We start from the raw sequence: 25,214 nt of genomic DNA, 5'->3' as shown, positions 1-25,214 counted from the left end.
CTTGTCTGGCGATGACCTTCAGAGTCTAATTATACTTTAATTTTCCTTCTAGCGTTCCCAAAGTCCTTAAGCGACATCTAATAAAAACATCGACAAAAACGCCAAATACAACAAAAGAGCAAGTAAAACGACAATAAAGGGGGGTGTAAAAATCACCGGAAAACTCGCTTCTTCCAAAAGGTTAGGCAAAAAACCTTGATAGCATATCGTATCTCCACAAGTTCCATAGTTGAAGAGAATTACAAACGTTTGTAATCCAATTATCTTGGGCAAAAAACTTCCTTTAATTTTTACCTTGGTTCGCCTTTTGGCTGTTCTAGCCGTCGCACTAAAAAACAAAAAGATTGTAGTTGTGGTGTAAAACAATCCGGCAAACGCAATGTAGAAGAAAATTGACATCCATCCGCCCGATGTTATAAAAAAGAGGGGGATGCTAATTAACGCATAAATCAGGTAAACACTAAAGACCAGCCAAATATTGGTTGTAATCATTGAAGTTATAACCCTTACCGATTTACAAACAGGTTTATTCCAGCATCTATAAAAATTAGAGCTGGATGCAAACAGGTAGAAGCTGAAGCCTGGTTTAATAATTATTTGTACAAGATGAAATACTTGTTTTTTTCTTCAACAGAGTGATTACAATCGTTTAACTCATTAGATCTTGCACCATTAGATCCTCGTTCGTTTGCTAGTCTTCCACTCCCAATACTTCGTCAAGTTAGGGGGCTTTATGTTTATACCTACTCATAAACGAATGATTATCCGGAATCACCAGTCGGGGTGCATGGGGGCGGAGGTGCTAAGGTGCGCGGGTGCAGCAGAGGAGATGGGAGACAAAATTTCTATTGCATAAGACACACCGAGCGTGTTACTGAGCGAAGCGTTCGACTGAACTTCGACAGGCTCAGTTGCCGCGCTCACGCCGAAGTCCTGTCGAAGGGTCGAGGTGTTGCCTATTGCCTATTGCCTATTGCCTATTGCCTATTGCCTATTGCCTATTGCCTATTCCCTGTTCCCTGTTCTCTTTAAATTGATACTTCCTCAATATCAGTCAAATTGGGTAATAAATTATCTTGGCTAACCGCACTTTCCCCAGTTCGCTGACAGCGCACCGCAAAGCTACAGTTACCGCATTTACCCGTTGATATGGGAACTTGGGGAAACGGGATATGATCATTTTGATAGCGGTGTAACCATCCGGATAGCCGAGTCAGCAACTCAGTTAAATCCGCTCTCGTTTTCTCATGTTGTACTCTATCATAGGCAAACGTAAGACATTGGGGACGGGGTTGAGATTTAACAAACCAGTACGTCATAGAAATTTGCTCAGGCAAATAATCACTGGTTTGAAGCAAAACATATCGGTATAAACGAGTTTGCCAGTCTTTGGCTAACCGATGACGATTTGTCGGTAGAGGATACGTTTTCCAGTCGAGAATTTGGGCGCTTTTTTCGTCTTCAATAAATAAGTCGTAAATAACCGTTAGTAAGTAGCCTTGCATCGTTACCGTGCGACAATGTTCAGCATCCCGAAAGGTTTGAGCATGACGGGCAAATACCTCTGGTGCTGCATCCATGAGCGCCGTAACCCAATGATTGAGTTGGGGATTATCCTTCAGCAACGAGTCTATCGGTAATCCGAGTTCTCGTTGTTGCATCAACAGGTGAAAGTAACTTCCCCATGTCAGACGTTCTTGTTGATCCGGTGAAACAGGACTTCCGAACTGATCTACATAGATATGTTGAAATTTACGCGGACAGGTTTCTAACAGATTGAGTTGTCCTTGGGATAAGCGAGTTAGGGAAACCGCTGTACTTTGAGCATTCATGGTTTGCTAAGGACAAATACACTATCTTTATTCCCTCGTCCAATCCGCAGATTTTCGTCGAGATAGGTAATCTCCAACCAGCCCCGTTGCTCTCGACTTTCAATATTAAAATCAAGCGCCTTAAATTTCTTACCCGTTTCAATTTGCTGGATAAAGTTAGTCGGAGATTTATAGTCAATTAAGCGTTTTAATCCGACAACCGACCGATCAAAATTGACATTAACGCGGCGTTGGGAAACGGGTTCAAACCGCGCTCCTACACTGATAATTCCCTCTAAGTAAGGCAAACTGGAAACCTCGGCAATGTTATAAATTTTAGCGTCGGCGGTGCGAACACATTGGTAAATTTGACCCAATTGCCACAAGGGAAACCGACCCAGGTTTAACAAATCGCTACTGGTTGTGTAGAGTAATCGCCAGTTCCCTTCCAGCAACTCCTGCGCTTCCAGTGGACGTGGCGTAGGGTTGCGGTCTTCTAATTGGGCAACGGCTGCCAAAATCGCTGTTTTTTCAGTGTCCGTTGCCAATAACCCCCGATTTTTTCCCGCGATCGCTTCTAATAACGTGGCTTTGCTAACCATCTGTAGTCCTGACAATCCACCGTTAAATATGGTATCATTTTTATCAACTTACTGAAATTTATTATGTATAATCCTTCTTTGCGTGAAGAATCTCGTGAGCAACTGGCTCCAGTCATTTCCGTTCCCCGTGAAACCTCAGTTTTAGAGTGGTTAGAATCAACGAATCGTCTGCTGGCGCGTGATCCGAGCGAGAAGGAGAGCGGTGATGATGAAGAGGAAATCACTGAATTGATGGGTGCTGATGATAATGACTATGATGACGAGGAAGATGATGATCTAGATGAAGATTAACGGACGGGCATAGAATAGGAGCAACTGGGGCGCTAGGGCGCGATCGCTTAATTCACAGCCCGCGCCCTGATCCACAAAGCCAGCACCATCAAGAAGGCTAACCCCATGACTCCCGCGATCGGGTTACTATCTACTCCGGTTATCCAAGGAGACACTTGACCCGAATACTGCACCAGTTGTCCCACATTAATTATGTAATAGCCCCAAACTAACCCCGCATGTAACCCAATGGGTAAACCCAAACGCCCTTGTCCTCGTTTTGCCCAAACTAAAGTTAATCCCAACAGCACTAATCCTGGAAATCCTGGTAACGTGCGAATAATTTCTCCGAGGGGTTTGAGAAAATGCAGTGTGGCAAAAATTAGCGCATCTGCCCAAAGAGATAGTTTATGAGAATAGTCTCGCTCCAACTCATCTAATAACCAACCCCGAAAGACTAACTCCTCAGCCAAGCCAATACCCAAAGCGCTAACCAATCCTTCTAAAATAATCCGCCCCAATTGTTCTGGAGGAGGTTGAAACGTTAGCCATCCTAATCCCCCCTCTAACGCAAACAAACTTAAGGTAAATAATAAACCAATACTTAATCCATTGAGCCAGTCTATTCCATTGCGCCGAGAGATGTATAACCCATACTGCTTTAACAGTTGAGGTTCTCCATAAACAAAGCGTCCCCAAACTTGTAGTAGCCCTAAAAATTCCCCAAACAATAACGCCATCGTTAGAATAGTGACGAGGTTTGAGTCATCAAGCAAAAGGTAGATTGGCGCAGCTAAGGGTAACCAAAATAGTCCTAGGGTAAAAACAAACAAACCCAGCCGCACAGGTGCTGGGTATTGAGCTAATTTCGGGAGGTTTTGTCTTAAAATGTTCAGGACTTACGTCTCCCTATTCATCCGGTTCAATCGTACTGGTTAAGCCGTGATTCTTCAACGTTTCACAATAGAACTCTGCATGTTCCAAAGCGCAGGTGATGACTAGAGCAATTCCTGAGTTGTGGGCTTCCATCATAATATTGACCGCTTGCGGCTGAGTCAAACTTGGCACCGTCTGTATCAAGGCTTGCACCACATATTCCATCGGGTTGAAATCATCATTGTGGAGCAAAACACGATAGCGAGGTGCGGGTTTCCGAACAGTTGATGTTGAACGCTTTTCAATTGTTTCCACAGACAAGGCTAGAATCTCCCTCTCGTTCAAGTGTTTACAAAAAAATAGTTGCCGGGGTACGGTTCCCCATTTTAGCTTTTTCTTTATATTACTCAACAATTATGATCGCCATCACCCGATTTGGCGAGTAGAGATAGCCGAATCTTGACTCAATCCCACAATCCTAATAGTCTTAATGTGTGATTAAATAACGTAAAGTGACATATAGTTTATCGTTTAAACTCAAGTTCTCCCAATGCCTCGCTCTTTTTATAAAGCTTTTTCTCTCAAAAATAGGAGTGCTTATCTAACAACTTTTGAAACAAGTTGTCGGAAGCCCAAAAAGATGTATTCTGAAGGCTTTGAACAGCAACAGGTAGATCGATCAATTTCATCGTTGCTGCTTGATCTAGAATTCCTAAGATACCCGTAATGGCAAACCCTCTTTCTGTCGCGGTACGCCTTGCTTTCATATCATCAAGTAACAGTAAATCTGCGTTGATTTCTTGGGCTAGAATAATAGCGGCTCGTTCTCCGGGATCGAGTAGATCAAGAATTGTATCCGAAGGTTGGTTGACAGGCTGGATTTTGAGCCAATCAGGTGGAGTGGCAATCCAATTTTGGACAGGTGAGGGCGCAGATGCATCAGACAATTCGCGGTAAACGGTTTTGGGAATAATGATTTGTTGAAATAATTCGGGCAAAAGATGGATGTAACCAATCAAGATGAGGTAGTTGATTGGGGAGGTATTGGAGACAATAATCATTCTTGGGATAAAACATTGCGAATCGCTTGTGAATCCTGCTCTAGGTCGTCTTCCGTGTAAGGCAAGTAGGCTTTTTCACGCTTTAGAAATTCATAAGTTTCCCACCGGGATGAGAAGTTGAGCATCTGGCGCACTTGGGCGGCTCCAATGTGTCCTTGGCGATAGTTATCAGCCACGATAAGTTCTAAAATTCGGTGGGAAATGTTGGCAGGTTGTAGTTGTAGTTGATTGGCGATGTTGTCAGGAAGTTCGATCGTGATTTGCATGATTGCTTCTCCTTAACTTACAAGAGAGTCTTTTCTATAATAGGCTGGTTATCCGGTATAATGTCTAGATGATTAAACTTGGCGGGTATATTCATCCCAGCTACCAGAAATCTCTGAATGCCGCTATGAGTTACAGCGTGGGGTAATTATTGAAATGCCAAAACGTTGACTCAATCCCACAATTATCATAGTCTTGATGTATAACTAAAGAACGTAAAATAATGCATTCCCTGGCGTTCAACTACAATTCAGAAACCATAGGTGGCTCCTTCATTTTATATGCAGACTGCTTCGACTGGTTGGCACAGATACCGGAAAATAGCATTCATGGAGTCGTAACTGATCCACCTTATGGTGTAAAAGAATATGACATTGAGCAAATTAAGAAAAGAAGCAATGGTAAAGGAGGAATTTGGAGAATTCCACCGTCTTATGATGGACATCAACGTTCACCTTTGCCACGATTTACCGCACTGACTCAGAAGGAACGAACCACATTGAAATGTTTCTTTATTGAGTGGTCAAAATTAGTCGTGCGGGTATTACGTCCTGGGAGTCATGTCTTTGTTGCCAGTAATGCTTTTCTGTCTCAATTAGTTTTTTCGGCACTCGTTGAAGGTGGGTTAGAATTTCGCGGTGAATTAATTCGTTTAGTGAGAACACTGCGCGGCGGCGATCGCCCGAAAAATGCTGAACAGGAATTTCCTCATGTATCATCTATGCCCAGAGGATGTTATGAGCCGTGGGGAATTCTGCGAAAACCTATCCCATCAGGAATGAAAGTGAGTGACTGTTTGCGAGAATTTCAAACGGGAGGCTTACGACGAACACCGGACGGAAATCCATTTAATGATGTTATTTTTAGTGAACGGACTCCGCGTCAAGAACGGGAGATTGCGAATCACCCTAGTTTAAAACCCCAGTCGTTTTTACGCCAAGTTGTTCATGCTGTTTTACCCTTAGGCGAAGGTATTTTAATTGATCCCTTTATGGGTTCAGGTTCGACAGTCGCCGCCGCCGAAGCTGTAGGCGTTTGCTGTATCGGAATTGAGCGATATGCAGAGTATTACCAGATGAGTCGCACCACCATTCCTCAGTTAGCGACGTTGAAAAAATCGACGGAGAATGTTGATGTGCAACTATCCACTGATTCTCAACAACACCAGCAGTTAACGCTTGGGTAATTCTGGGTATCCGCACGAAAAACGGGAAAATACTACTGGGAAAGTAATTGAAGTCCTATTTAAATTATTCTCTTAGCAAAGCTCGACAACCGACTTGGAGAAAATGTATATCAGCCGCTACCGCATTTATCATTCTCAATAATTTTGGTGTGCTGTAAATGGTTGAGAGGTATCAAGTTAATTCGTAGCGCGATAGAGTAGTTAGCATTGGTGTCAACTTAAGCTGAAAGCCCATAGTTAGCAAGTGCCCAGAAGTCGTTTTGTCGCCTCGTTTCTAACTGTGAGACGGGAAGGAGCTGCTAATAGCGAGGGGAGCCGTTTCAGCCAAAAGCTAGACACAAGAAGCAGTAAAGGTTTTTGCTTAAGTTGACACAAATGACCGACCTGCGTCAGGAAAACTTAGCCAATAACAGTAAAATCAGCCTCACTCAAGAGGTTAGCGTTCACTCCCTTGAGAATTACTAACGTCTCATCTTCAAAACCAATGAGCGTATTTTGTCCATCTTGAGTAATCGATAACTGACTAAAACTGAGACCATCGGCTAAACCAATTAAATCTTTACCATCTTGGAAGTCAACAATTGTATCCGTGCCCTCATTAAGGGCTAAAACAAAGATATCGCTACCGCTACCGCCAGAGAAGTCATCCCCAGTTAGGGTATCGTTACCGATACCGCCGCGTAGGATGTCATCCCCATCATCTCCCCAGATTTGGTCATCCCCGGCTTCACCAAAGAGTTGGTCGTTACCACCTTTACCACCAATGCGATCATTACCCTCGCCGCCGAAAATGATATCATCGCCACCAATATCAACTTGGGGGGAGCGTTGATTCAAGTCACCGCGCAATATATCATCCCCATCACCGCCGAAGATGGTATCATTCCCCAGATTGCCAGCAATGGTGTCATTACCGCCGAATCCGTTGATGCGATCGCTCCCTGGCGTACCATTGATGGTATCGTCAAGATTGGTTCCATCAAGGTTAACCATGCCAAACACCACATAGCTGGAACCCGAACGACTGCCATTATTATCGGCATCCCTTGCGCCAATAATCAGGTCATCAATGCCATCACCATTAATATCTCCCGCACCGCTCACTGAATTGCCAGAGACGTCACCTGCTGCAGCGCCATCAAGACGGAAGCCATTACTGCCATCCAAGCTAGAGAGATTAAGTGTAGGGCTAAAGTCATCCTGGCTACCAAACACCACATAGCTGGAGCCAGAAGAACGACCGTTATTATCAGCACTAAAAGCACCAATAATCAGGTCATCAATGCCATCCCCATCAATATCCCCTGCACCGCTGACCGAGGAGCCGGAGACATCACCTGCGACACCATCAAGGCGGAAGCCATTGCTGCCATCCAAGCTAGAGAGGTTAAGCGTGGAGCTAAAACCATCCCGACTGCCAAACACTACATAGCTAGAGCCAGAACTAATTCCGTTATTCCTGGCACCAGGAGCGCCAATAATCAGGTCATCAATGCCATCCCCATTGATATCCCCCGCACTACTTACTGAAGTGCCGGAGCTATCAATTATTGCTGCGCCATCAATTCGGAAGCCATTACTACCATCCAAGCTAGAGAGGTCAAGCGTAGGGCTAAAGTCATCCTGGCTACCAAACACCACATAGCTGGAGCCGGAACGACCGCCGTTATTGTCAGCATCCCTTGCACCAATAATCAGGTCATCAATGCCATCCCCATTGATATCCCCCGCACTGCTCACTGAACGACCAGAGACGTCACCTGCAACGCCATCAAGACGGAAGCCATTACTACCATCCAAGCTAGAAAGGTTGAGCGTGGCGCTAAAGCTATCTCGGCTGCCAAATACCACATAGCTGGAGCCAGAACCAATGCCGTTATTGTCGGCACCAATTGCACCAATAATCAGATCCTCAATGCCATCCCCATTAATATCTCCCGCACCGCTCACAGAAAAACTGGAATAGTCTCGTTGGGCTGCGCCATCAATTCGGAAGCCATTACTACCATCCAAGCTAGAAAGGTTGAGCGTGGCGCTAAAGCTATCTCGGCTGCCAAATACCACATAGCTGGAGCCAGAACCAATGCCGTTATTGTCAGCAAAATATGCGCCAATAATTAGGTCATCAATGCCATCGCCATTAATATCTCCTGCACTGCTAACCGAATTGCCCGATCGGTCACCTGTTGTTTCGCCATCGAGACGGAAACCATTACCACCATCTAAGCTTAAAAGGTTAAGGGTGGAGCTAAATCCATCCTGGCTGCCAAACACCACATAACTGGAGCCAGAATTACGGTTGTTATTGAAGAAACCTATTGCGCCAATAATCAGGTCATCGATGTCGTCGCCATTGATATCTCCTGCACTGCTCACTGAATGACCTGAGATGTTATTTGCTGCTACGCCATCGAGACGGAAACCATTACTGCCATCGAGGCTTGAAAGTTGAAGAACTGGAGCAAATGTCATATGTTATAATTCCTTGTCTGTGTAGTCCTGATATTGACGTACTGGATGTGGGCTTAAGGGTCAACTATTGACTCCAAGCCGGATCGAACTCATCAGCTATATTTGAGGTTAGCTTTTTCCGAAATTCTCCTGCCCGATCTAGCAAAACAATTTCAAAATTTCCCGGACTATCTTCAGTCGCAATTGCAATAGTAGTACCATCAGGTGACCAAGCCGGACGGCTAATTATATCTACTTTTACTCGTCCGGCTTCGTTACTAATCCGCTTCAGAAGAGTTCCGTCTGGTTTCATTTGATAAAGTTCAGCAAAACTCTAGCTTAGGTATCTAAACCCAACTTACATGAGTACCATTCTCCAAGTTAACTTGCTTTTTAGTCAGGGACTACATACCGATAGATCTCAAGCTTTGTTTTGACATCTGCCTATATTACTGTTGTCAGATTAAGATTGTCAATTTTGAGTCATAAGGGTAATGAATAGGTCAGTTAAAGTCCATCGCTGACCGAATAGGGCAATTGGGGCGTTAAAACTAACGGAACATACCAGCTCTTTCCTAGACCCACAAAGTCTTATAACAAAATGCGTAAATTAGAATCGACCTCTAACCGTGTTAGTTCGTGCAGTTGCTACAGCAATCTCAACAGGTTTTAGATTTAGCACAGCATAAACCTCATCATCTCTATTGAAGATGCTATCATCTTCATCCAAGACATTGCTGGGTACGTTAAAGGTCAGACGAAAGGACTTAGGATTCATGCCATCCGGACTAATTGGATTGTCCAGTAGTCCATCGGGATCAAACAAATTAGCTGGAATCCGATCATCACGCCTTCTGTCGCTACCTCGTAAAGAGGCTTCAAGATTGAATTGTGGGTTTAAGGCAAGCTCATTGCCAGTCCAAACAATTTCACCCGTGATAGTCCCATTTGCCCGGTCTCCAGTTCTAGTGATTACCAACCTCGCATTTCGGATTTCAGCCATAAACTCTTCCTCCTACAGTTTATCTACCTTTCATACCAAATCCGCTTTGGGAACTCCCTTTTGCCACGGCGATTAAAATCGCAAAACCACACAAACAAAGTCTGCCGACGCTTCGGCAAGCTTCGCTAACGCAGACTGGGTTATAACGGGGATGGCTCACCCAGATTTGGTATTAGGTGAGAAATCACCCCTGCTTTGTCGTAATACTACATTTGTAATACAAAAAACTTTTTTTGTCCAGAGTACGGTTTAACCACAGGATGCAAAGCTCACGCGATCGCATTTCCGGTTGTGTGTGTGACACTTGTTGGGTGACAACCGTAATCAGCGACTCTAAGTCATAGCTGCCTGGAACACTTACGCTATATTAAGATTAGTTAACGTTACTTAACATTATCGAGAACCATGCAGGCGACCCCCGTTGCAGCAACGGCTACTATTCCTGGCATCTATTGGCAGTGGCGAGGACAGTCGATTTACTACGTCAAAGCGGGTGAGAGGCGATCGCAACACCCCCCTCTGTTACTGATCCACGGATTTGGTGCATCGACGGATCACTGGCGCAAGAATATGGCTGAACTCCAACAAGACTTTGAAGTTTGGGCAATTGACTTATTGGGGTTTGGACGATCTGCTAAACCAGACTGGCAATATAGTGGGGAGTTGTGGCGCGATCAGTTGCATGATTTTATCACCCAGGTGATTGGTCAGCCTGTAGTATTGGCAGGGAACTCCTTAGGCGGCTATTGTGCGCTGTGTGTTGCGGCGCAACGTCCGGATACGGCTGCGGGGGTGGTGTTGCTCAATAGTGCCGGTCCGTTTACCGAGACGAAAGTTCCAGAGTCATCGAATTCAGGGCAAAAGGGATTCAAGAACCTGACGCGATCGCTCTTATTGCAACCTTGGGCGAGTTTCCTTCTGTTTCAGTACCTGCGGCGACGGGCGATCATTCGCAGAACCCTCAAGCAAGTCTATTTAGATCACAGCGCCATTACTGACCAACTGGTAGATGATATCTATCGTCCCTCGTGCGATCGCGGAGCGCATAAAGTCTTCGCCTCTGTCTTCAAATCGCCCCAAGGGGAAAAAATCGATGTACTACTTTCCCAATTACGCTGTCCCCTATTACTCTTGTGGGGAGAAGGTGATCCCTGGATGAATGCCAAAGAACGGGGAGCAAAGTTTCGTCAGTATTATCCCCAACTTACAGAATACTATCTCCAAGCCGGTCATTGTCCCCATGATGAGGTTCCCGACCAAGTGAATGAACTACTACGGTCATGGGTAATTAAAAATTGTTAACGATTCGGACTTTTTTGTACCAAAAGTGCGGCGGCGGGTCGCAATACTCTCCCTTTAGCGAAACTTGGTTATCCGGTTGATGCGGTTGAGTTAGCGCCAGTCTTTGCGAATCAATTACAAACCATTGTCCAAGGATCTAATTTACCTGTCAGGGTAATTCTTGGTGATATTTTCAGTCGCGAAGTCAGTCACTCAACAAGTTTCCCAAGCTAAATGGTCTTGTCTGTTTACCCGCCAAGAATTAGCCAAAGCGATGGAACGCTTGCCGATAGAATTAGTGTCCGATGAATCTGTGTTAGAGTACGAACGCGAACATTTACCCGAAATAGCTTGGCCCCCCACCAGTTAGTTTATTAATTGGTGTTTGGGGTACAATGTGTTTCCCTTAAACCAGGGAAGACCGCCGTTAGAGTTGCGTTGGATTCTCTGTAGACGGTTATAGTGATTGGTCATTGGTTATTCGTCAAAAAACAGTAAATTTACATTCAATACTTATTAAGCAATGAAAAATCTCTGAAGCCAAAATTGACCACAAAAGCAACATTCAAATTTTCCATCGACTTAACCAGAGAGGGGATATCTCCCATCGGTTTTGATTCGTAGTGATTGAATAAAATAGCCATGCGTTTTTCCAAGTCGGGGCGAATTTCGGATGGAGACAACAAAACCAGTTTAAGCAACAAAACTGTCATTTGTAGCGAACCCAGATTAACGACTAAATCATCAAACCAATAATGTTCTGGTTTTTCTGGACTTTCGACGATGAGTAAATTAAACAACTGGCTGCATGTTTTCTTGATCAGGAACTTGTCCAGTTTATTCTGATTATATTCAGTTAGCGTATTAGCCAGGTGTTTATTTAACAATCCATAAAAGTAATGTTGTCCATAGCTCGGGTCAATTGATGCAATGATATACTGATATAAATTGTCTTTAAACAGAGAATACGAAGGTGTTTTCAATGTGCGGTGTAGAAAATTTTGTGCCTCACAGTAGGCATAGGAATTCTTGGCTTTTCCGCCAAACTGCCGCAGTGCCAGATGCAATTCTTCATCATCCAATAGGGTAGGATTTTTTACCAATGGCTTCCTCATTCTAGTAGGAGATACGCTTCCCTTGACTAGATAGGTTGCATACTGCCACAGTTCATCTTCCAACTGTTGCTGTTTTTCCGCTTGCAGTTTTTGGATGGTTTGCTGAGCTTCCTCGGAACAGTCTTGACTCAATAGACAATAGGAAAATAAGAATGGATATCGCCCAATTAACTCAGCTAATTTCTTCCGTTCCCATTTAGAAGAGTTTTCTGTAGATGTTGGCTCATCCACCACTACCCTGAGACGTTCTAAGGCTCGATATTCTTCTGAATTGATAAAGGTTTGTACGAGTTGTCGCAAACGGCTAGTGGTGGGCTGGTGGCTAATTTGGAACAGATCTAGCAACTTGTTGATCGCTACATGTTCTTTAGGCGTCATTTGCCAACGGTTCACCAGAATGTGACAGCAGCGATAAATGATATATTTAAACTCTTTATCCGCTCGTCTAGAGGCGGTAATTCTGTAGAGTATATCTAAAATTTTTTGGTCTGAATAGTCGATTCCATGGATAAACAACTGATGAAAACGCTCAATCATTTGCTCCGGAGATTCCCGTTTTAAGCAGTCTATTAAGTGTTTGTAGAGACGTTCGGCTAGGGTGTCTAAGTTAAGCTCTCCCTCGTGATTTTGTTTCGCGAAGGAAACAGGTTGAGGTAGACTAGGAAGAATCTGCTGCACCCACTGTTCACTAAAGACAGACTGGTAAATCGGGTTATAAACTTGTAGTTGACTATTCTGCTTGACCACTAATCCAGTCAACCGCAATTCCATTTGGGGACGACTGTCATTCGCCGTAATTTGTCCATCTTGTAAAATTTGCTGGTAGATATAAATAATTTCCGGATGACGCTGCCCACATTTGAGCAAGCGATTGCGGATCGTTCTTAAATGTTCGGGTTCATCAAAGGCTTCCCAATTTTCAATGACTTGGGTTTGAATCAGGTGTTCAATCCAAGCTGAGACTTTAGCTTTACCATTTAGTCCCAGAAAAATTTTTTTGAATGGATTAGCTTGCCAGGTTTCCCTAGTTTTAGGAGAATGTCTTTGTTTCTCAATAGAGTGACTGACTAATTTACACAGTTTTTGGGTGAGAAACGGTTGACCCCCTGTCCAGGCTAAAATTTCTTGGAGAATTATATCGGGATGACTAACGTTTCCGGCAAATCCCTCGGCTAAGGGTTGAATATCTTTGAGCTGAAACCCCGAAAGTTCAATTGCCTGACCAATATTAAATGGGGTGCAGTATTTATCTTGAATCAGATCAGATGGTGTAGCGACGCCAAGCAGAGCAAAGGTGAGGCGTTGATAGTTAGGATTAGTGGCTCGCTGATTGTAGCATGATTTGATCGCGGCGAAAAAGTCATCCACCGGAAATTTTAAGCGGAGAACGTTATCGATTTCATCGAAAAAGATGACTAAGTTTTGCGGGATTGCTTGAAGTAATACCTCATCAAAAAATGTGCCAAACCGTTGTACGATCGAGAGATGCTTGCGCGTAGACCACCAAGCTTCCAGTTCACTGGCATCCATGAGATCAAAGCTGCCAGCCAAGGTGTAGACAATACCCGCATACCACTGTTCTAGGGTAATATTTTGGCATCCGATCGCGGTCAGATCAACGGCAGCGCAGGCAATCCCCACCTGCTTCAGGCGCTGCATCGTGCGAACCCGTAGGCTAGACTTCCCCATCTGGCGGGAGTTGAGGACATAACAGAACTCGCCAGCTTTCAGTGCTTCATAGAGTTGATTGTCAGCTTGTCGAACCACGTAGGTAGGAGCATCAATAGGGAGACACCCCCCAACTTGATACTCGTAGGCTGAGTTTTCCATGGCAATAATGGGACGCACCTGAGGTTTAGGTAAAAATACGGGATTTCCCTCTGACAGGATTGTATCCTAGATTGTTATATTTCCCAGAACTGAGACTCTTATGCACAAAATGCCAGCGCCTATTTCAATCGCCCGTCATTCACGGAGTTAACATCGTTCGGCTGTAAATCCATGATCAACGTGATACATTAGCTTCATCGAATCTTCATCGAACAACCAGGATTTTGGCGTTATTGTGAAGATTGCATGAAGATGGATCTATCTGGCAACAGAAAAGAAATCGTAGGGGCGCACAGACATGCATTGGTGTCAACTTAAGCTCAACCCCTCTCCCCCAGCCCCTCTCCCACGCCGGGGAGAGGGGAGCAAGAGAATCAGATTCCCCTTCTCCCATGCAACAAAAGCGAAGCATCCGCTGTCCTCCCCCCTCCTCGTAGTCATCATGGTGCGTTACGGCGACATTTACATTAACCGACTCATGATTACCCACAATTACGCCTAACGCACCCTACAGAAATATGGAACTGATGTGAGTCATGGCTTAGGAAACAATGAAGTCATTATTTATAATGATGACGCCTTGTGACTAAAGACTCGGAAATATAAACTGACAAAAAACTCTTTAATCGGAAATGCCAAAAACGTTAGCGGATTAATCGTAACGATAATATTCCGGACATCTCGCACCGCTAAATTAACAATTTGTTTTGCCACCCAATCCGCCGACATAACACCAATGGGATTCAAATTACTCTTAAATGGTCCTAAAATCAGTTTGCGGATTACACAAGGCGCATCGAGACGGCGTAATGTGACGAAATCCCCTAATGCCCGTTTGCTTAATTCATACAGAGGACTGACAGCGGGACTGACTTCGGCTTCTGAGGTATTCACCCAGACTTCCTTGCGGGCAATATCTTGATTGGTGCGAACCGTCTGCAAAAATAATTCTAATAACCGCCAACTGGAGAATGTATTCACCTCATAAGATTTGGCGATCGCGTCAGCGGTTCTTTCTCCATGAACGTTAATTCCATGATTGAGAATCAATATATCAACGGATTCTAACTCAGCCGCAATCTCAGATTCCTGTCCCACTTGCCAGGTTATCGTTTTCACCGATAGCGGTTCACCCGCTGCGGTTAAAATAATTGGGTCTGACTTCGAGGTTAACCCGATCACTTTAGCCCCGCGCTGGTGCAACTGATACAATAGCGATCGCCCTAATGTGCCAGACGCCCCAGTAACCGCTACCGTTTTACCTTTCAGGGATAGCGCAGTACCCATAAGTTTATCGACGAAGGTCAATGTGCCACAATAATACGCCTTTTGGTTATCAAAGTGATGTCGCCAATGATAGGGGCGATTGACTGTCCAGTTTGAGGGGGGAGTCAAGAATTGTCCAGGACGATGGGTTAAGTCGGTTAGTTCATCCGCACCAGCGAGTCCACTCCCTCGCGCGATCGCACTTCCTAAAAAGCTTACCGTATAAAGGACACCCGCCAACGCCGCCCAATGGGGTTCACTCCAGATATAGGCGACTCCCCACAGCCCTAGGCTAAACAGCAACATCACCAGGGATTCGGGTAAATCATTGTACCAATGGGCTTGGCGATAAATTTGCTCACTAGCCGGGGTTAAATCCGGCTTGAACACCCGATGGTGCCAAACGTGCAACCGATATAACGGTGTCCAATGATGGGACAAGACGTGATAGAAGTCGCGGATTAGTTCCACCCAGAGAACAGAACCCAGTCCCCATGCTGCTGTACTCAGAAACGATATCACCATACAAACCCTATATCCTCACCCATGCAGAACCAGCAAACGCTAAAATACTAAAGCATACTCCTCAAAGTATAAAAAAATTAACGAAATACGATACAATTAGATACAATTTGCGTGGGTGGAGAAATCAAGGAGCGTATGCCAGAGAACTCCTGGACAGAGAATAATCATAGCAGTGAGCTTGATCCCCTTAGCTCTCTGCTGTCTGAGTGGTCTGAAGATGATTTTGAGAGCGACTTTTTCTTTCAGGGACTCGAAGGGCGACGACGCAAAGCGGCGTTGGCGCTAACCCTGATTTGGGGTGGGACGATCACTCTGCATCTACTGTCCTGGGGGTATTGGTTAGTCTTTGGTTTAACCGCACTGTTAGGGATTCAGGCGATCCGGGTATTAGTGGCGCGACCCATACGAGTGCCGAAACTGCTACAGGGGGAGAATCCGGCTGATTTTCCGTTTGTGTCTTTACTGGTGGCTGCCAAAAATGAAGAGGCGGTAATTCAGAACTTGGTGAGGATGCTGTGTAACTTAGATTATCCCCAGGAACGCTGCGAACTCTGGGTAATTAATGATCACAGTACGGATAAAACCCCCATCCTTTTAGATCAACTGGCGGCAGAATACGATCAGTTAAATGTATTTCATCGCGATGCTAACGCCACAGGCGGTAAATCGGGGGCATTAAATCAAGTATTACCCTTGATCAAAGGAGACGTTATTGGTGTCTTTGATGCCGATGCTCATGTCACTCAAGATCTACTGCGGCGAGTGTTGCCCATCTTTAACCAGTCGAGAGTTGGGGCGGTACAAGTGCGAAAAGCGATCGCGAATGGGCGTCTGAATTTCTGGACAAAAGGACAGATGGCAGAAATGGCACTAGATAGCTATTTCCAAAACCAACGAACTGCCATTGGTGGGATTGGTGAACTCCGGGGAAATGGTCAGTTTGTGCGTCGTGCGGCATTAGAACGCTGTGGCGGCTGGAATGAGCAAACGATTACCGATGATCTGGATTTAACCATACGTCTGCACCTGGATCGATGGGATATTCGTTTCCTAGAATTCCCGGCGGTGGATGAAGAAGGTGTGATTAGCACCCTCTCCCTCTGGCATCAGCGGAGTCGTTGGGCAGAGGGGGGATATCAGCGTTATTTAGACTACTGGCGTTTGATTGCTAGTAATCGTCTGGGTTTGAGCAAAACCATCGATTTATTCTCATTTTTAATTATTCAGTACCTATTGCCAACGGCGGCTATACCGGATTGTTTAATGGCGCTGCTTCGTAGTCGTTTACCTCTGTATAGTCCGATTACTGGATTAGCGCTTACGCTGTCGTTTATTGCCATGTTTACGGGATTGCGTCGGATTCAACGGGATCAACCCTTGACAATCGGCAGTTTATTTCTCAATGTTTTGCAAACAGTGCGCGGTGTTCTTTATATGATGCATTGGATGGTGGTAATGTCAGCTACAACCGCTCGCATGTCCGTGCGTCCCAAGCGATTGAAATGGGTGAAAACGGTGCATCAGGGGACAGGGAAGGAAAGTTTTGAGTTTTGATTAACCCTTCGGCTTCGCTTAGGGTCAAAATAATTGGATCAGCTAATGTAGGGCTTGCTGAATAAGTCAGAGAAAAATAACCGATGGACTAACTCGGCGGGTTCTTAGCCCGTTCTCATGATGGCGAACCGGGGGTTAAAACTATTTGGCAAGGTCTGCGACGACTCCATGACATTGCCCAGAAAGAGGCTTTTACTCTCCCCCAAAACTACTGCTTTTGTCAAGGGAATTCAGGTTAAGAAAGATGTGAGTAATGCATAGCTCTTGTAGGGGGGCACCAGAGGATGCTTCGCTTTTATTGCACGGGGATGCGAGGGGGATCGACAATGTACCGCATAGCAGAGCAAACTGCTGTATCTGTCAATTAGGCAGAGGTTGTACGGGACAATCCTTTGAACAATACACTTCGACAAAACGAATCGTTGCCGTATCCTTATACTCCTTCGTCTGGTTAAATTCCTTTTGGGGTGAGGGATAGACCCCAGCCAAGCTATCATTATTCGCTGCACCAAGCCGAAATGTCATGTCAGGAGACGGGTGTTGGGCAAACTTGACATATTCCCGCGACTCGTTAACGGTGCTATAGGTAAGAGTCGCTTCTCCGTAAACCTCTTCTGCTTGCTCGAGGGGGGTTCCGGGTCCAACACCCTCAGCCGTTTGATAATTGGGATTGTCTGTAACTAGCGCCTCAATGATATCGTCGTCACTCATCGGTATTCCCGCCGGATACAAGATGTAGTATTGCGGTTTACCCTCTTGAACGATCGCGATCGCATCAAAATCGACCATAAACGGTGACGTCACCTGAAACTCAGCTTGATTTCCCAGCAATTCTTTCAGTTCACCCAGCGTCATCCCCACTTGCGCCACTCCAATCCCCTTTGCAGATATCCGTTGGGTTTGAGCCGATTGAGTTGATTTAGACGGATCAATCGTAGGACTTTCGCTGGGTGAGGTGTCAGGGGATGATGGCTGCGCCGATGGTGCATCTGGAGAAGACACAGGTGATGTATCTGTCGGGTTTGGAGGGTTGTTCTCGCAACTGACGAGTAGACAACAAACAAACATGATCAGAGGGATTTTCAGTTGGCGCATGATTAATTCAACCCGTTTTAACTCCAATGGCACGCTCCAGTCAGCATTGTGAAATCGCCGTAACCCTTGATATACCGTAGGGTGGGCATTGCCCACCAGCTTTAAGCCAATGCCATTCGTTTTAAATCTTGCACCATCCTGAGAAAACCTCGCTTTCAGCGATGGGAGTATCAATCAGGCTTCTTCCCGAATAATCGAACACCTATCCCCACAGTACCGAATACCAGCAAACCTAACACCGAACCCGGTTCCGGAACAGTAGCGGCTACAGCGCGATCGGCTTGAATTAACCCGAAACCACTGTCAAAGTCAAAACCAGGACTCTCCATATCCAGAGCAGTTGTTTCCAATATACGATAAATTTCACTTGGACTCATATCCGGCGCAGCGTCCAACATTAAAGCCGCCACAGCCGCCGCATGGGGAGCCGCCGCCGACGTACCAAAGAAGTTGGGAAACCCATCACCTTCGGGATCTCTAGGATCTAAGAAAGCAGGTGGGAAAAAAGTTGTATTCGTTCCATCAGCCGCAATAATCTCTGGCTTCAAGCGAATCTCCGGATTTGCCAAGCGATTACCCGCCGTATCAAACAGAATCGGCGTGGGTCCTGCTGAGGAAAATGGCTCCAATAAAGCTGGATCAACACCAAATTCGGGTGTATCTTGATAAAACGCCGCGCCAACAGCTTCTGCTCCCCTAGCATTAGGATGTCCAAATACCGTTCCACTGGCAGTATCGTACTCGTTCAGCGTACCCTCGCCAAACAAGATATACTTCATCAATCCAGGATCTAAACCCTCTACCTTTGATATCGCTAAGTTAAACGTATCGGTTCCTAATGAGCCATCATTGAAGAACGAGAAAAATTCAACCGCATCATTCCCCACATTTTGATTAACACTGCTTGCCAATATATTCGTTCCTGACTGATCAAACAGGAAAATATCCAGATCGTTAAGAGAACCTGCACCACCGCTCACCGAAAAGAACGGGGAATCCCACTGGAACGAGATGCCAAATCCGCTATTCTCAGGAATCGTCAAACTTTGGAAAATATCAACGCCTGCACCTGAATCAAAATCATGAAATTCACCGCCGACTAACTCCTCAAACAGATTACTGCCATTAAACGCACTTTCATAAGACTGTCGAGCATCATTACCCGCCGCCGAGAAATAGGAAACACCCTGATCAACGACAGTATCAATGGCTTGAGCAATGACTCCATCTTGGAACATTGGTTCAGTGGGGTAAAAGATGTCATCGACAATAATATCCGCACCCGCATCGGCGAGTGCCAGAATCCCTTGGGCAAAATCGGTTTCATTAAACGCCGCCGTGTGAAATGCCAAATCCGCACCCGGAGCCACATCATGAATCAGTTGCATCATGGCACGACCTTCATCGATACCAAAGATATCACCTAAACTCCCATCATTGGGTAAATCTTTGAGCACCTGAATACCCGATGGCAAATCTCCATTCGCCACATCCTCGGCGGCTGTACCAGAAAAATTAAAGCTATCCGATAAAACTCCAATCGTCACCCCGGTTCCATCTACACCAAACTGCTCACGCGCTATATCTGCACGTAAGGCGACATTAGCCTGACTGGTTGTTTTGCCGACATTGGTTATCGGTTTATAGGCTGGTTTAGCAAATTTTAAGCTTTCTAACTGCGCCACAGACGCGAGAGCATCAATCGGCAGCATCCCTGACACAAAGGAGCCAAATATCGAAGCATTTTGCAATCCTAATCCTTGTAAATCAGACAAGAGAGAATTGACGTCACTCGCGGCAACAGCATCAATGACTACGTTATTATTGTAGGTCTGCAATGAAAATGAGGCATTCTGCCCAGAATAATTGCCTCCATTAACAGCCATTGGCGCTAAATCAAACATTAGCTTACTCAGGGAGCCTTGTTTAATGGCGCTTGTTTCAATAGCGTTTCCTCCACTATTGAATGTGATTGCCTCGGCTCTATTGGGTAAATAGCTAATCGTTGCCGTGGCAATGATTGTAACTGATGCAGCGGTTTGAGCGAGACGTTTCATTTTTTCGTCCTGCCAATGAAATTATTATTTATCTATTTCTAGAATAAATCGTTTTAAAGTCAATATGTTATACATCTCTTTTACTTCATCAAAAATTTATTTTTTTACATCAATATAAATCCTTATTTACATGAAGATTTTGTAAAGAAAAAGGAGGTGCATGATGGCAGATTTCTCATTCAAGTGTTATAATGTGTTAGTTATTTAAAAATTCCAGAGAAAACGTTACTGGTTGTTACTATGCCTCTCAGTAATAGGCAAGCATTTTAATATTGATTCCTGCTTCAGCCATTTTCTATAAGATAAAGTTATGAATTTGGCTCGATTGAGTCCAGGGGTTATTTTTACATACGCTTTATAAAGGCGTGGGAAGGATGTAGAGACGTGCCATGGCGCGTCTGAGGAGCAAGAGGAGGCGATTGAAATCGCGGCTACACAAACAAAGTCCGCCTGCGCGGACTAGGTTATAACGGGGGTAGCTAACCCGGATTTGGTATTAGGGTAACGCCAATACAATTTGGCTTGACCTTGAATGGTGCAAGATATGGGTTAAAAGCTAAAGGTGGTGCGGATAGCCCCGATTACAATGTCTTCATTATCATTATCGTGATCAGGCGCCGTGAGCCAGATGATTCCCGGTGTAATGGCAATGTTATCAGTTAGCTGATACTGATAAAATGCCTCAATGTGCAGCGAGGTATCCTCATCCTCGGTATCGATTCCTGGAATATTAACGCTAGAATCAGTAACTTTCGGTTCCATCCCCACCAAAATCCCGGCAACATTTCCTTCTTTGCCTAAATCGGGGAAAGCTAAACTAACTGCCCAATTCCAAATATCCAAGTCACCGCGATCAATTTGTCCCCCCAGTGTCGAAAGGGTTGTGGTTTGGGTGTAGCCTAGCCAACCGCCAAGGGCAAAGCGATCGCTTAACTGCCATGATAGTTCTACACCATAAGAATTGCTAGACGTGGGGACAGCATTACCGATCGCGTCTTCGGTAAAGCTGCGAAAATTGCTTAGCTGACTTCCAGTATCGGTGTCTCGATTGTAGGCGTGAATATAGGTTAACCCAATATTCAGTCTATCGCTGGGCTTAAACAGGATCTGGGCAAGCGCCCCATAAGGACCATTGAATATGCCAGTATCGTCTCCAGGATCAGCCGCCTCACTCGCTAAATAGCCTGCACTGAGTTCTAGCTTGTCACCGAATGCGTGATTAATCCCGATACCTGCACCATCCAGATAATAATAGATGGAATGCCTTGTCCCAAAGCGAGACAGCGCCCCACTACCCCCATCGCCATCCAGGAAAGGATTAACCGTGCTGGCAAAGTCATCGGATGCACCCGCATTAGCATCAAGGACAACACGGGTGTTTTCACCAAGGGGAAAATCATAGAGTAACGCATCAATCACGACATCACTATCCGTTGCACCCGCAAAGAAAAGATCGCCTTCAGGTGTAATTGTCTGTTCGGTTAGAGAACCTAAACCTTCAGCTTGTAGTCGGGTTCTGAGTACATCTTCCCCAGTGAAACTGGTATTTAATTCCAGACGGGTACGATGACCAAAAATGGTTACATTATCGATATCATCTCCATTGGCATCCTCTCCCGCCGCTATACCGGCTAAACCAAAGATGACTTCGCCCGATAGTTTGGTGGTTGTGGAAAACTGATTATCCTCTAAAAACGCGACTCGTCCTTCTAAATTATCCACCCGCGCTCCTAGGGTGGCGAGTTCGGCTTCAAATTCCTGAATCAACCGTTGCAAGGTTTCCAAGTCACCCCCGTCAACACCGTTAGTCCCCGCAATCAACCGTTCGATTTGCTGCAAACAGGCATTTAACCCGGCGGCAAATTCATAACGAGTCATAGCACGGTTCCCCCGGTAGGTGCCATCGGGATATCCCGCAATACAACCATAGCGTTCAACGAGCGATCGCAAGGCTTCATACGCCCAGTCTCCTGGCGATACATCCCGTAACTGAGAGACATTAGTCACTTGATCTAAAGCGTTCGGCTCGTTGCTGTAGTGGTTAATTTGTTCCAAAATCTTATCGCTGGAATCGCCGCTATTATCAGGAATTTGGGCGATCGGTGTTAGTGGAGCAAAGGTTTCGTTGTCTGGATTGGCTGGAACGGCTATGGATGCTTGTGTTTGAGGCGAATCCACTTCTGTTGCGATCGCATCAACCCCCACCCCAAATAGTGCCACCAAAATTGTCGGGCTAACCACCCCACAGTTCCACAGTAGACTTGGTTGTTTCATATCCTCACACCTATGACCTAATAGTTGGGAATTGATTTTCCCTGGACTTAATCAAAATAATGATTTTCATTATTAAAACAAAGCGGTATTCCGTCAATCCCCGTACCGGGGACATGACCAGTTTCTTGGCAACAAAAGGGGCCACCCTTGCCGTACCGCCTCCAAGCAGACCGCATGAAGGGTAAGCTGGCAATCGAGCAGTTCAACGTTTTCATCCCTCGCTTGTTTTTGACTAATCTTTAAAATTGACGAATCTTTGAATTCAATCGTTTGATGACACTGAAGACATACAAGATGATGGTGGTGCTTTAAACCCGAATAATTTAACTCATAATGCTTATGTCCTTCTGCTAGTTCCAGTTCTCGCAGTACACCGATGCGAACCATTAATTTAACCGTTCGGTATACGGTGGATAGGCTAACATTTTTTCCTTTCTCCTCTAACCAATCATGCAATTCTTCAACACTCAGATGCTCACCGGGGGGAAGTTCTTGAAAGAGTTGCAGAATGGTTTCTCTCTGGGGAGTCATCCGTAAATTTCTCCGGTTGAGGGCTAATTTGAGAGAGTTTGCTGTTAAGACTTCACGCATTGGTCATTAGTCATTGGTCATTTGTCATGCTCACAAGAGCGAGAAGCAAGCTACGTCATTTGTAAGGGCTGGAGCTATTTCCCTAACTTAATTAGGATGGGGACGAGGAGATGGTTTGACTGGTTTTTTGAATAGTTTGAATGAGGGTGGATACCTCCTCTGGTGTCATAACTGGCGTTGCTGGAGGAGTTGCACTGGGTACGGCGTTCTGGAGTTCGTTCAGGCTTGATTCTAGGGTTTGAGCCGCATCGGGATGTTCCTGACTCACTTGCTCGGCAATGTCTTGATAAAGGGTGTTGGCATAGAGGATAAATCCCCGTGAGTCTTGGTATTCAATCGTCTCCACGATTTTGTCATTGGCGATCGCGGCGTTATATTCTTCCTCGACGGTACTGAGCATTTGGCTAATGACACGGAGGATAAAATCAGGTGACTGACGCTCAGAAATGGGTAATGCCTCAATTGCCTGATCAATCCCTTGCATCGCCGCTTTATATTCTGTGTTTATCTCCGGCGCATTGGGTTTAGATTTAACAAAGTCATGCAATATGTTCAGTGTGGGTTTAAAGTCTTCGACATTGCGTTGGGATAACTGAGTTTCTACATCTGCATAGAGTTCTTCAATCGGGTGACCAATATGGGGTTCGGCTTGGTCTGGTTTTCCTTGATCTAGGAGTTCCTTTGCTATCAAGAGATGCCCTTTCATTAAGCCTAACGTGGTCATATAGTCAATATCCTGCGGCTGATCCGTGGCGGTGGAGGGTGACGCCGTAGTTTGGCTAGTCGTTGCGGGTGAACCGTTAGCCTCTGGCGTTGTCGGAGTAGAGGTTTGTGGGTTGCCACAGCTTGTCAGGGCAATTAGAGTCGCGGCTGCACCCGTGAGGGATAGAAAACGAACTGATGACATTGTTAATAATTTTTTGCAATAACTGGGTGGACGGTTCTTAGTCTACAGCTATTGATAGTCTTTTGCAATAAACAAGAAAAAAATAATGTTCGATCAGGAGGGGATCACCTTAAACATACCCGTACAGCCATTTTCCGCGATCGCATCTCGGTGGGAATGGAACGTATACTTACCAGGATAGGGGACAGATCCCCGACTTCTCCAAGAAGTCGGGGATCTTGCGGAGAGACTGTACCTCATCAGTTAAAGCGTAAGTAAATGTACTGGACATCTCCGAAAAAGAAGCTGAAAGCCTTACGCTGTCTAGGTCGAAATCTCATTTCTGGAGAGGTCTACTGAATAATAGCTTGACGATTTAACGATGCTTGCGTGAGTAAAACGGGAGAGTTGTTGAATTCATCACCAGAGCTGCTATCGTCAAGCATCTTCGATCTGCTAGCCTGAACTGATGAGTTCAGTACCGAAGGCAAACTAGATTAGTCAGATGTTGGAGGTGCTAACGGGTCAGATGGAGCTACATCAGGAGAGGCCGGAAGGGGAACTATAACTTCCTCAGAAGAACCTCGTGTAGATCCAGGAGCATCTATGATCTCATCTGAAACCAATTCCCACTGGTTGTTTTGCAGATTAAATGTAAAACGGTGCTTAACTATCTCTTCACTCTGCTCAGGTGAACCTTCAGCCATAATAGATAGATCATAAAAGAGAGATGTGTATTCTACTGCATCTAAGACAGCTACATCTTTCTCAACACTAAAGTTTGTCACCTCTAACCTAGTCTGAAAGTCCCTAAATCCTACCTTACGTCCTCTCAAAAAGCTGTGTAGCCCTTGCTTCCTTTCTATACGCCTTTGAATATTAGCTGCACGAGTCCTAACTGCATTTGGATTTCGCCTTATTGCAGAATCAGGATCACCGTTGACTAAAATGTCGTTTTCTAAACGAAGTGTAGATTCAGCAATACTAGTGAGTTCTTTTTCCAGATCTCCTGAATTTGGTCTATTCGGGTTGTTCTGACTTGGTGTATTGGGGTTGTTCTGAGCTGTAAAAGAACTCGGTGTTACAAGCAATAATACAGACAAAGCTGTTCCTATAGAAATTAACTGCTTCACAAACCTCAGTCCTTACTATTCTAGCCAGCTCTGATACTATAGCAATCCTAAATAGGTTTTAACAACTGGAGTTTAGGATAAGC

Annotated in this window: 23 protein-coding genes; 5 read left to right on the top strand and 18 right to left on the bottom strand. The window is 45.2% G+C overall.

What is annotated here, in order from left to right; all coding sequences use genetic code 11:
* Positions 1–66: 66 nt before the first annotated feature.
* The 3 genes from RH949_RS24465 to RH949_RS24455 form a co-directional block, all read right to left on the bottom strand.
* The gene (locus RH949_RS24465; RefSeq protein WP_006102682.1) at positions 67–492 is read right to left on the bottom strand and encodes a hypothetical protein; all 426 of its coding nucleotides are present in this window, start codon (positions 490–492) and stop codon (positions 67–69) included.
* Positions 493–1,028: 536 nt separating this feature from the next.
* Positions 1,029–1,832 (bottom strand): PD-(D/E)XK nuclease family protein, encoded by an 804-nt coding sequence (locus tag RH949_RS24460; protein ID WP_446356802.1) that lies wholly within the window; start codon positions 1,830–1,832, stop codon positions 1,029–1,031.
* On the bottom strand, positions 1,829–2,413 hold the full coding sequence (locus tag RH949_RS24455) for a PAP/fibrillin family protein (protein WP_446356800.1): 585 nt from the start codon (positions 2,411–2,413) through the stop codon (positions 1,829–1,831). The genes RH949_RS24460 and RH949_RS24455 overlap by 4 nt, the downstream gene beginning before the upstream one ends.
* 63 nt (positions 2,414–2,476) lie before the next feature.
* Between RH949_RS24455 and RH949_RS24450 the strand changes: the two genes are divergently transcribed.
* The gene (locus tag RH949_RS24450) at positions 2,477–2,704 is read left to right on the top strand and encodes a DUF3134 domain-containing protein (RefSeq protein ID WP_044208548.1); all 228 of its coding nucleotides are present in this window, start codon (positions 2,477–2,479) and stop codon (positions 2,702–2,704) included.
* A gap of 47 nt (positions 2,705–2,751) precedes the next feature.
* On the opposite strand, the gene RH949_RS24445 is transcribed toward RH949_RS24450, so the two are convergent.
* The 4 genes from RH949_RS24445 to RH949_RS24430 all read right to left on the bottom strand — a co-directional run bounded on the left by RH949_RS24445 (position 2,752) and on the right by RH949_RS24430 (position 4,886).
* Entirely contained in the window at positions 2,752–3,528 is a 777-nt protein-coding gene (locus tag RH949_RS24445; protein WP_006102636.1) for a CPBP family intramembrane glutamic endopeptidase, read from the bottom strand.
* 64 nt (positions 3,529–3,592) lie between these two features.
* Positions 3,593–3,880 carry an ATP-dependent Clp protease adapter ClpS gene (gene clpS, locus RH949_RS24440; protein ID WP_044208648.1) on the bottom strand — a complete coding sequence of 96 codons (288 nt, stop codon included), beginning with the start codon at positions 3,878–3,880 and terminating at the stop codon, positions 3,593–3,595.
* 260 nt (positions 3,881–4,140) lie between these two features.
* Entirely contained in the window at positions 4,141–4,620 is a 480-nt protein-coding gene (locus tag RH949_RS24435) for a DUF3368 domain-containing protein (RefSeq protein WP_006102595.1), read from the bottom strand.
* Positions 4,617–4,886, bottom strand: a complete 270-nt coding sequence (locus RH949_RS24430; protein WP_446356796.1) for a UPF0175 family protein — start codon at positions 4,884–4,886, stop codon at positions 4,617–4,619. The genes RH949_RS24435 and RH949_RS24430 overlap by 4 nt, the downstream gene beginning before the upstream one ends.
* 221 nt (positions 4,887–5,107) lie before the next feature.
* Here RH949_RS24430 and RH949_RS24425 point away from each other — a divergent pair, with 221 nt between their 5' ends.
* Positions 5,108–6,070: a DNA-methyltransferase gene (locus RH949_RS24425; protein WP_446356794.1), complete on the top strand. Its 963-nt coding sequence runs from the start codon at positions 5,108–5,110 to the stop codon at positions 6,068–6,070.
* Positions 6,071–6,469: 399 nt separating this feature from the next.
* On the opposite strand, the gene RH949_RS24420 is transcribed toward RH949_RS24425, so the two are convergent.
* From RH949_RS24420 to RH949_RS24410, 3 genes are all read right to left on the bottom strand, one after another.
* Positions 6,470–8,542: a hypothetical protein gene (locus RH949_RS24420; RefSeq protein ID WP_446356792.1), complete on the bottom strand. Its 2,073-nt coding sequence runs from the start codon at positions 8,540–8,542 to the stop codon at positions 6,470–6,472.
* Between the two features lie 64 nt (positions 8,543–8,606).
* Positions 8,607–8,834 (bottom strand): TolB family protein, encoded by a 228-nt coding sequence (locus tag RH949_RS24415; RefSeq protein ID WP_446356790.1) that lies wholly within the window; start codon positions 8,832–8,834, stop codon positions 8,607–8,609.
* Between the two features lie 297 nt (positions 8,835–9,131).
* Positions 9,132–9,524 (bottom strand): hypothetical protein, encoded by a 393-nt coding sequence (locus tag RH949_RS24410; protein WP_446356788.1) that lies wholly within the window; start codon positions 9,522–9,524, stop codon positions 9,132–9,134.
* Between the two features lie 405 nt (positions 9,525–9,929).
* Between RH949_RS24410 and RH949_RS24405 the strand changes: the two genes are divergently transcribed.
* A complete protein-coding gene (locus RH949_RS24405) occupies positions 9,930–10,826 on the top strand; it encodes an alpha/beta fold hydrolase (RefSeq protein WP_446356786.1) in 897 nt (298 codons plus the stop codon).
* A 163-nt stretch (positions 10,827–10,989) separates the two neighbouring features.
* Complete coding sequence (locus RH949_RS24400) at positions 10,990–11,175, top strand: hypothetical protein (RefSeq protein ID WP_006102685.1); 186 nt, start codon at positions 10,990–10,992, stop codon at positions 11,173–11,175.
* Between the two features lie 136 nt (positions 11,176–11,311).
* On the opposite strand, the gene RH949_RS24395 is transcribed toward RH949_RS24400, so the two are convergent.
* Positions 11,312–13,768 (bottom strand): AAA-like domain-containing protein, encoded by a 2,457-nt coding sequence (locus RH949_RS24395; RefSeq protein ID WP_006102662.1) that lies wholly within the window; start codon positions 13,766–13,768, stop codon positions 11,312–11,314.
* Between the two features lie 546 nt (positions 13,769–14,314).
* Positions 14,315–15,541 (bottom strand): bifunctional sterol desaturase/short chain dehydrogenase, encoded by a 1,227-nt coding sequence (locus RH949_RS24390; RefSeq protein WP_446356784.1) that lies wholly within the window; start codon positions 15,539–15,541, stop codon positions 14,315–14,317.
* Positions 15,542–15,676: 135 nt separating this feature from the next.
* Here RH949_RS24390 and RH949_RS24385 point away from each other — a divergent pair, with 135 nt between their 5' ends.
* Positions 15,677–17,095: a glycosyltransferase gene (locus tag RH949_RS24385; protein WP_006102601.1), complete on the top strand. Its 1,419-nt coding sequence runs from the start codon at positions 15,677–15,679 to the stop codon at positions 17,093–17,095.
* Between the two features lie 360 nt (positions 17,096–17,455).
* On the opposite strand, the gene RH949_RS24380 is transcribed toward RH949_RS24385, so the two are convergent.
* From RH949_RS24380 to RH949_RS24355, 6 genes are all read right to left on the bottom strand, one after another.
* Positions 17,456–18,364, bottom strand: a complete 909-nt coding sequence (locus RH949_RS24380) for a hypothetical protein (protein WP_446356781.1) — start codon at positions 18,362–18,364, stop codon at positions 17,456–17,458.
* Positions 18,361–20,247 (bottom strand): S8 family peptidase, encoded by a 1,887-nt coding sequence (locus RH949_RS24375; protein ID WP_446356779.1) that lies wholly within the window; start codon positions 20,245–20,247, stop codon positions 18,361–18,363. Before RH949_RS24375 ends, RH949_RS24380 begins: the two co-directional genes overlap by 4 nt.
* Before the next feature lie 549 nt (positions 20,248–20,796).
* Complete coding sequence (locus tag RH949_RS24370) at positions 20,797–22,521, bottom strand: iron uptake porin (protein WP_446356777.1); 1,725 nt, start codon at positions 22,519–22,521, stop codon at positions 20,797–20,799.
* A 93-nt stretch (positions 22,522–22,614) separates the two neighbouring features.
* A complete protein-coding gene (locus RH949_RS24365) occupies positions 22,615–23,112 on the bottom strand; it encodes a transcriptional repressor (RefSeq protein ID WP_446356775.1) in 498 nt (165 codons plus the stop codon).
* A gap of 91 nt (positions 23,113–23,203) precedes the next feature.
* Positions 23,204–24,019: a hypothetical protein gene (locus RH949_RS24360; protein WP_446356773.1), complete on the bottom strand. Its 816-nt coding sequence runs from the start codon at positions 24,017–24,019 to the stop codon at positions 23,204–23,206.
* Between the two features lie 476 nt (positions 24,020–24,495).
* Positions 24,496–25,131 carry a hypothetical protein gene (locus tag RH949_RS24355; RefSeq protein WP_006102672.1) on the bottom strand — a complete coding sequence of 212 codons (636 nt, stop codon included), beginning with the start codon at positions 25,129–25,131 and terminating at the stop codon, positions 24,496–24,498.
* Positions 25,132–25,214: the final 83 nt, after the last annotated feature.

Origin of the sequence: Coleofasciculus sp. A1-SPW-01 (assembly GCF_040217205.1) — a bacterium.
Taxonomy (GTDB): domain Bacteria; phylum Cyanobacteriota; class Cyanobacteriia; order Cyanobacteriales; family Coleofasciculaceae; genus Coleofasciculus; species Coleofasciculus chthonoplastes_A.
This window is presented reverse-complemented; position numbering and strand designations above follow the sequence as displayed.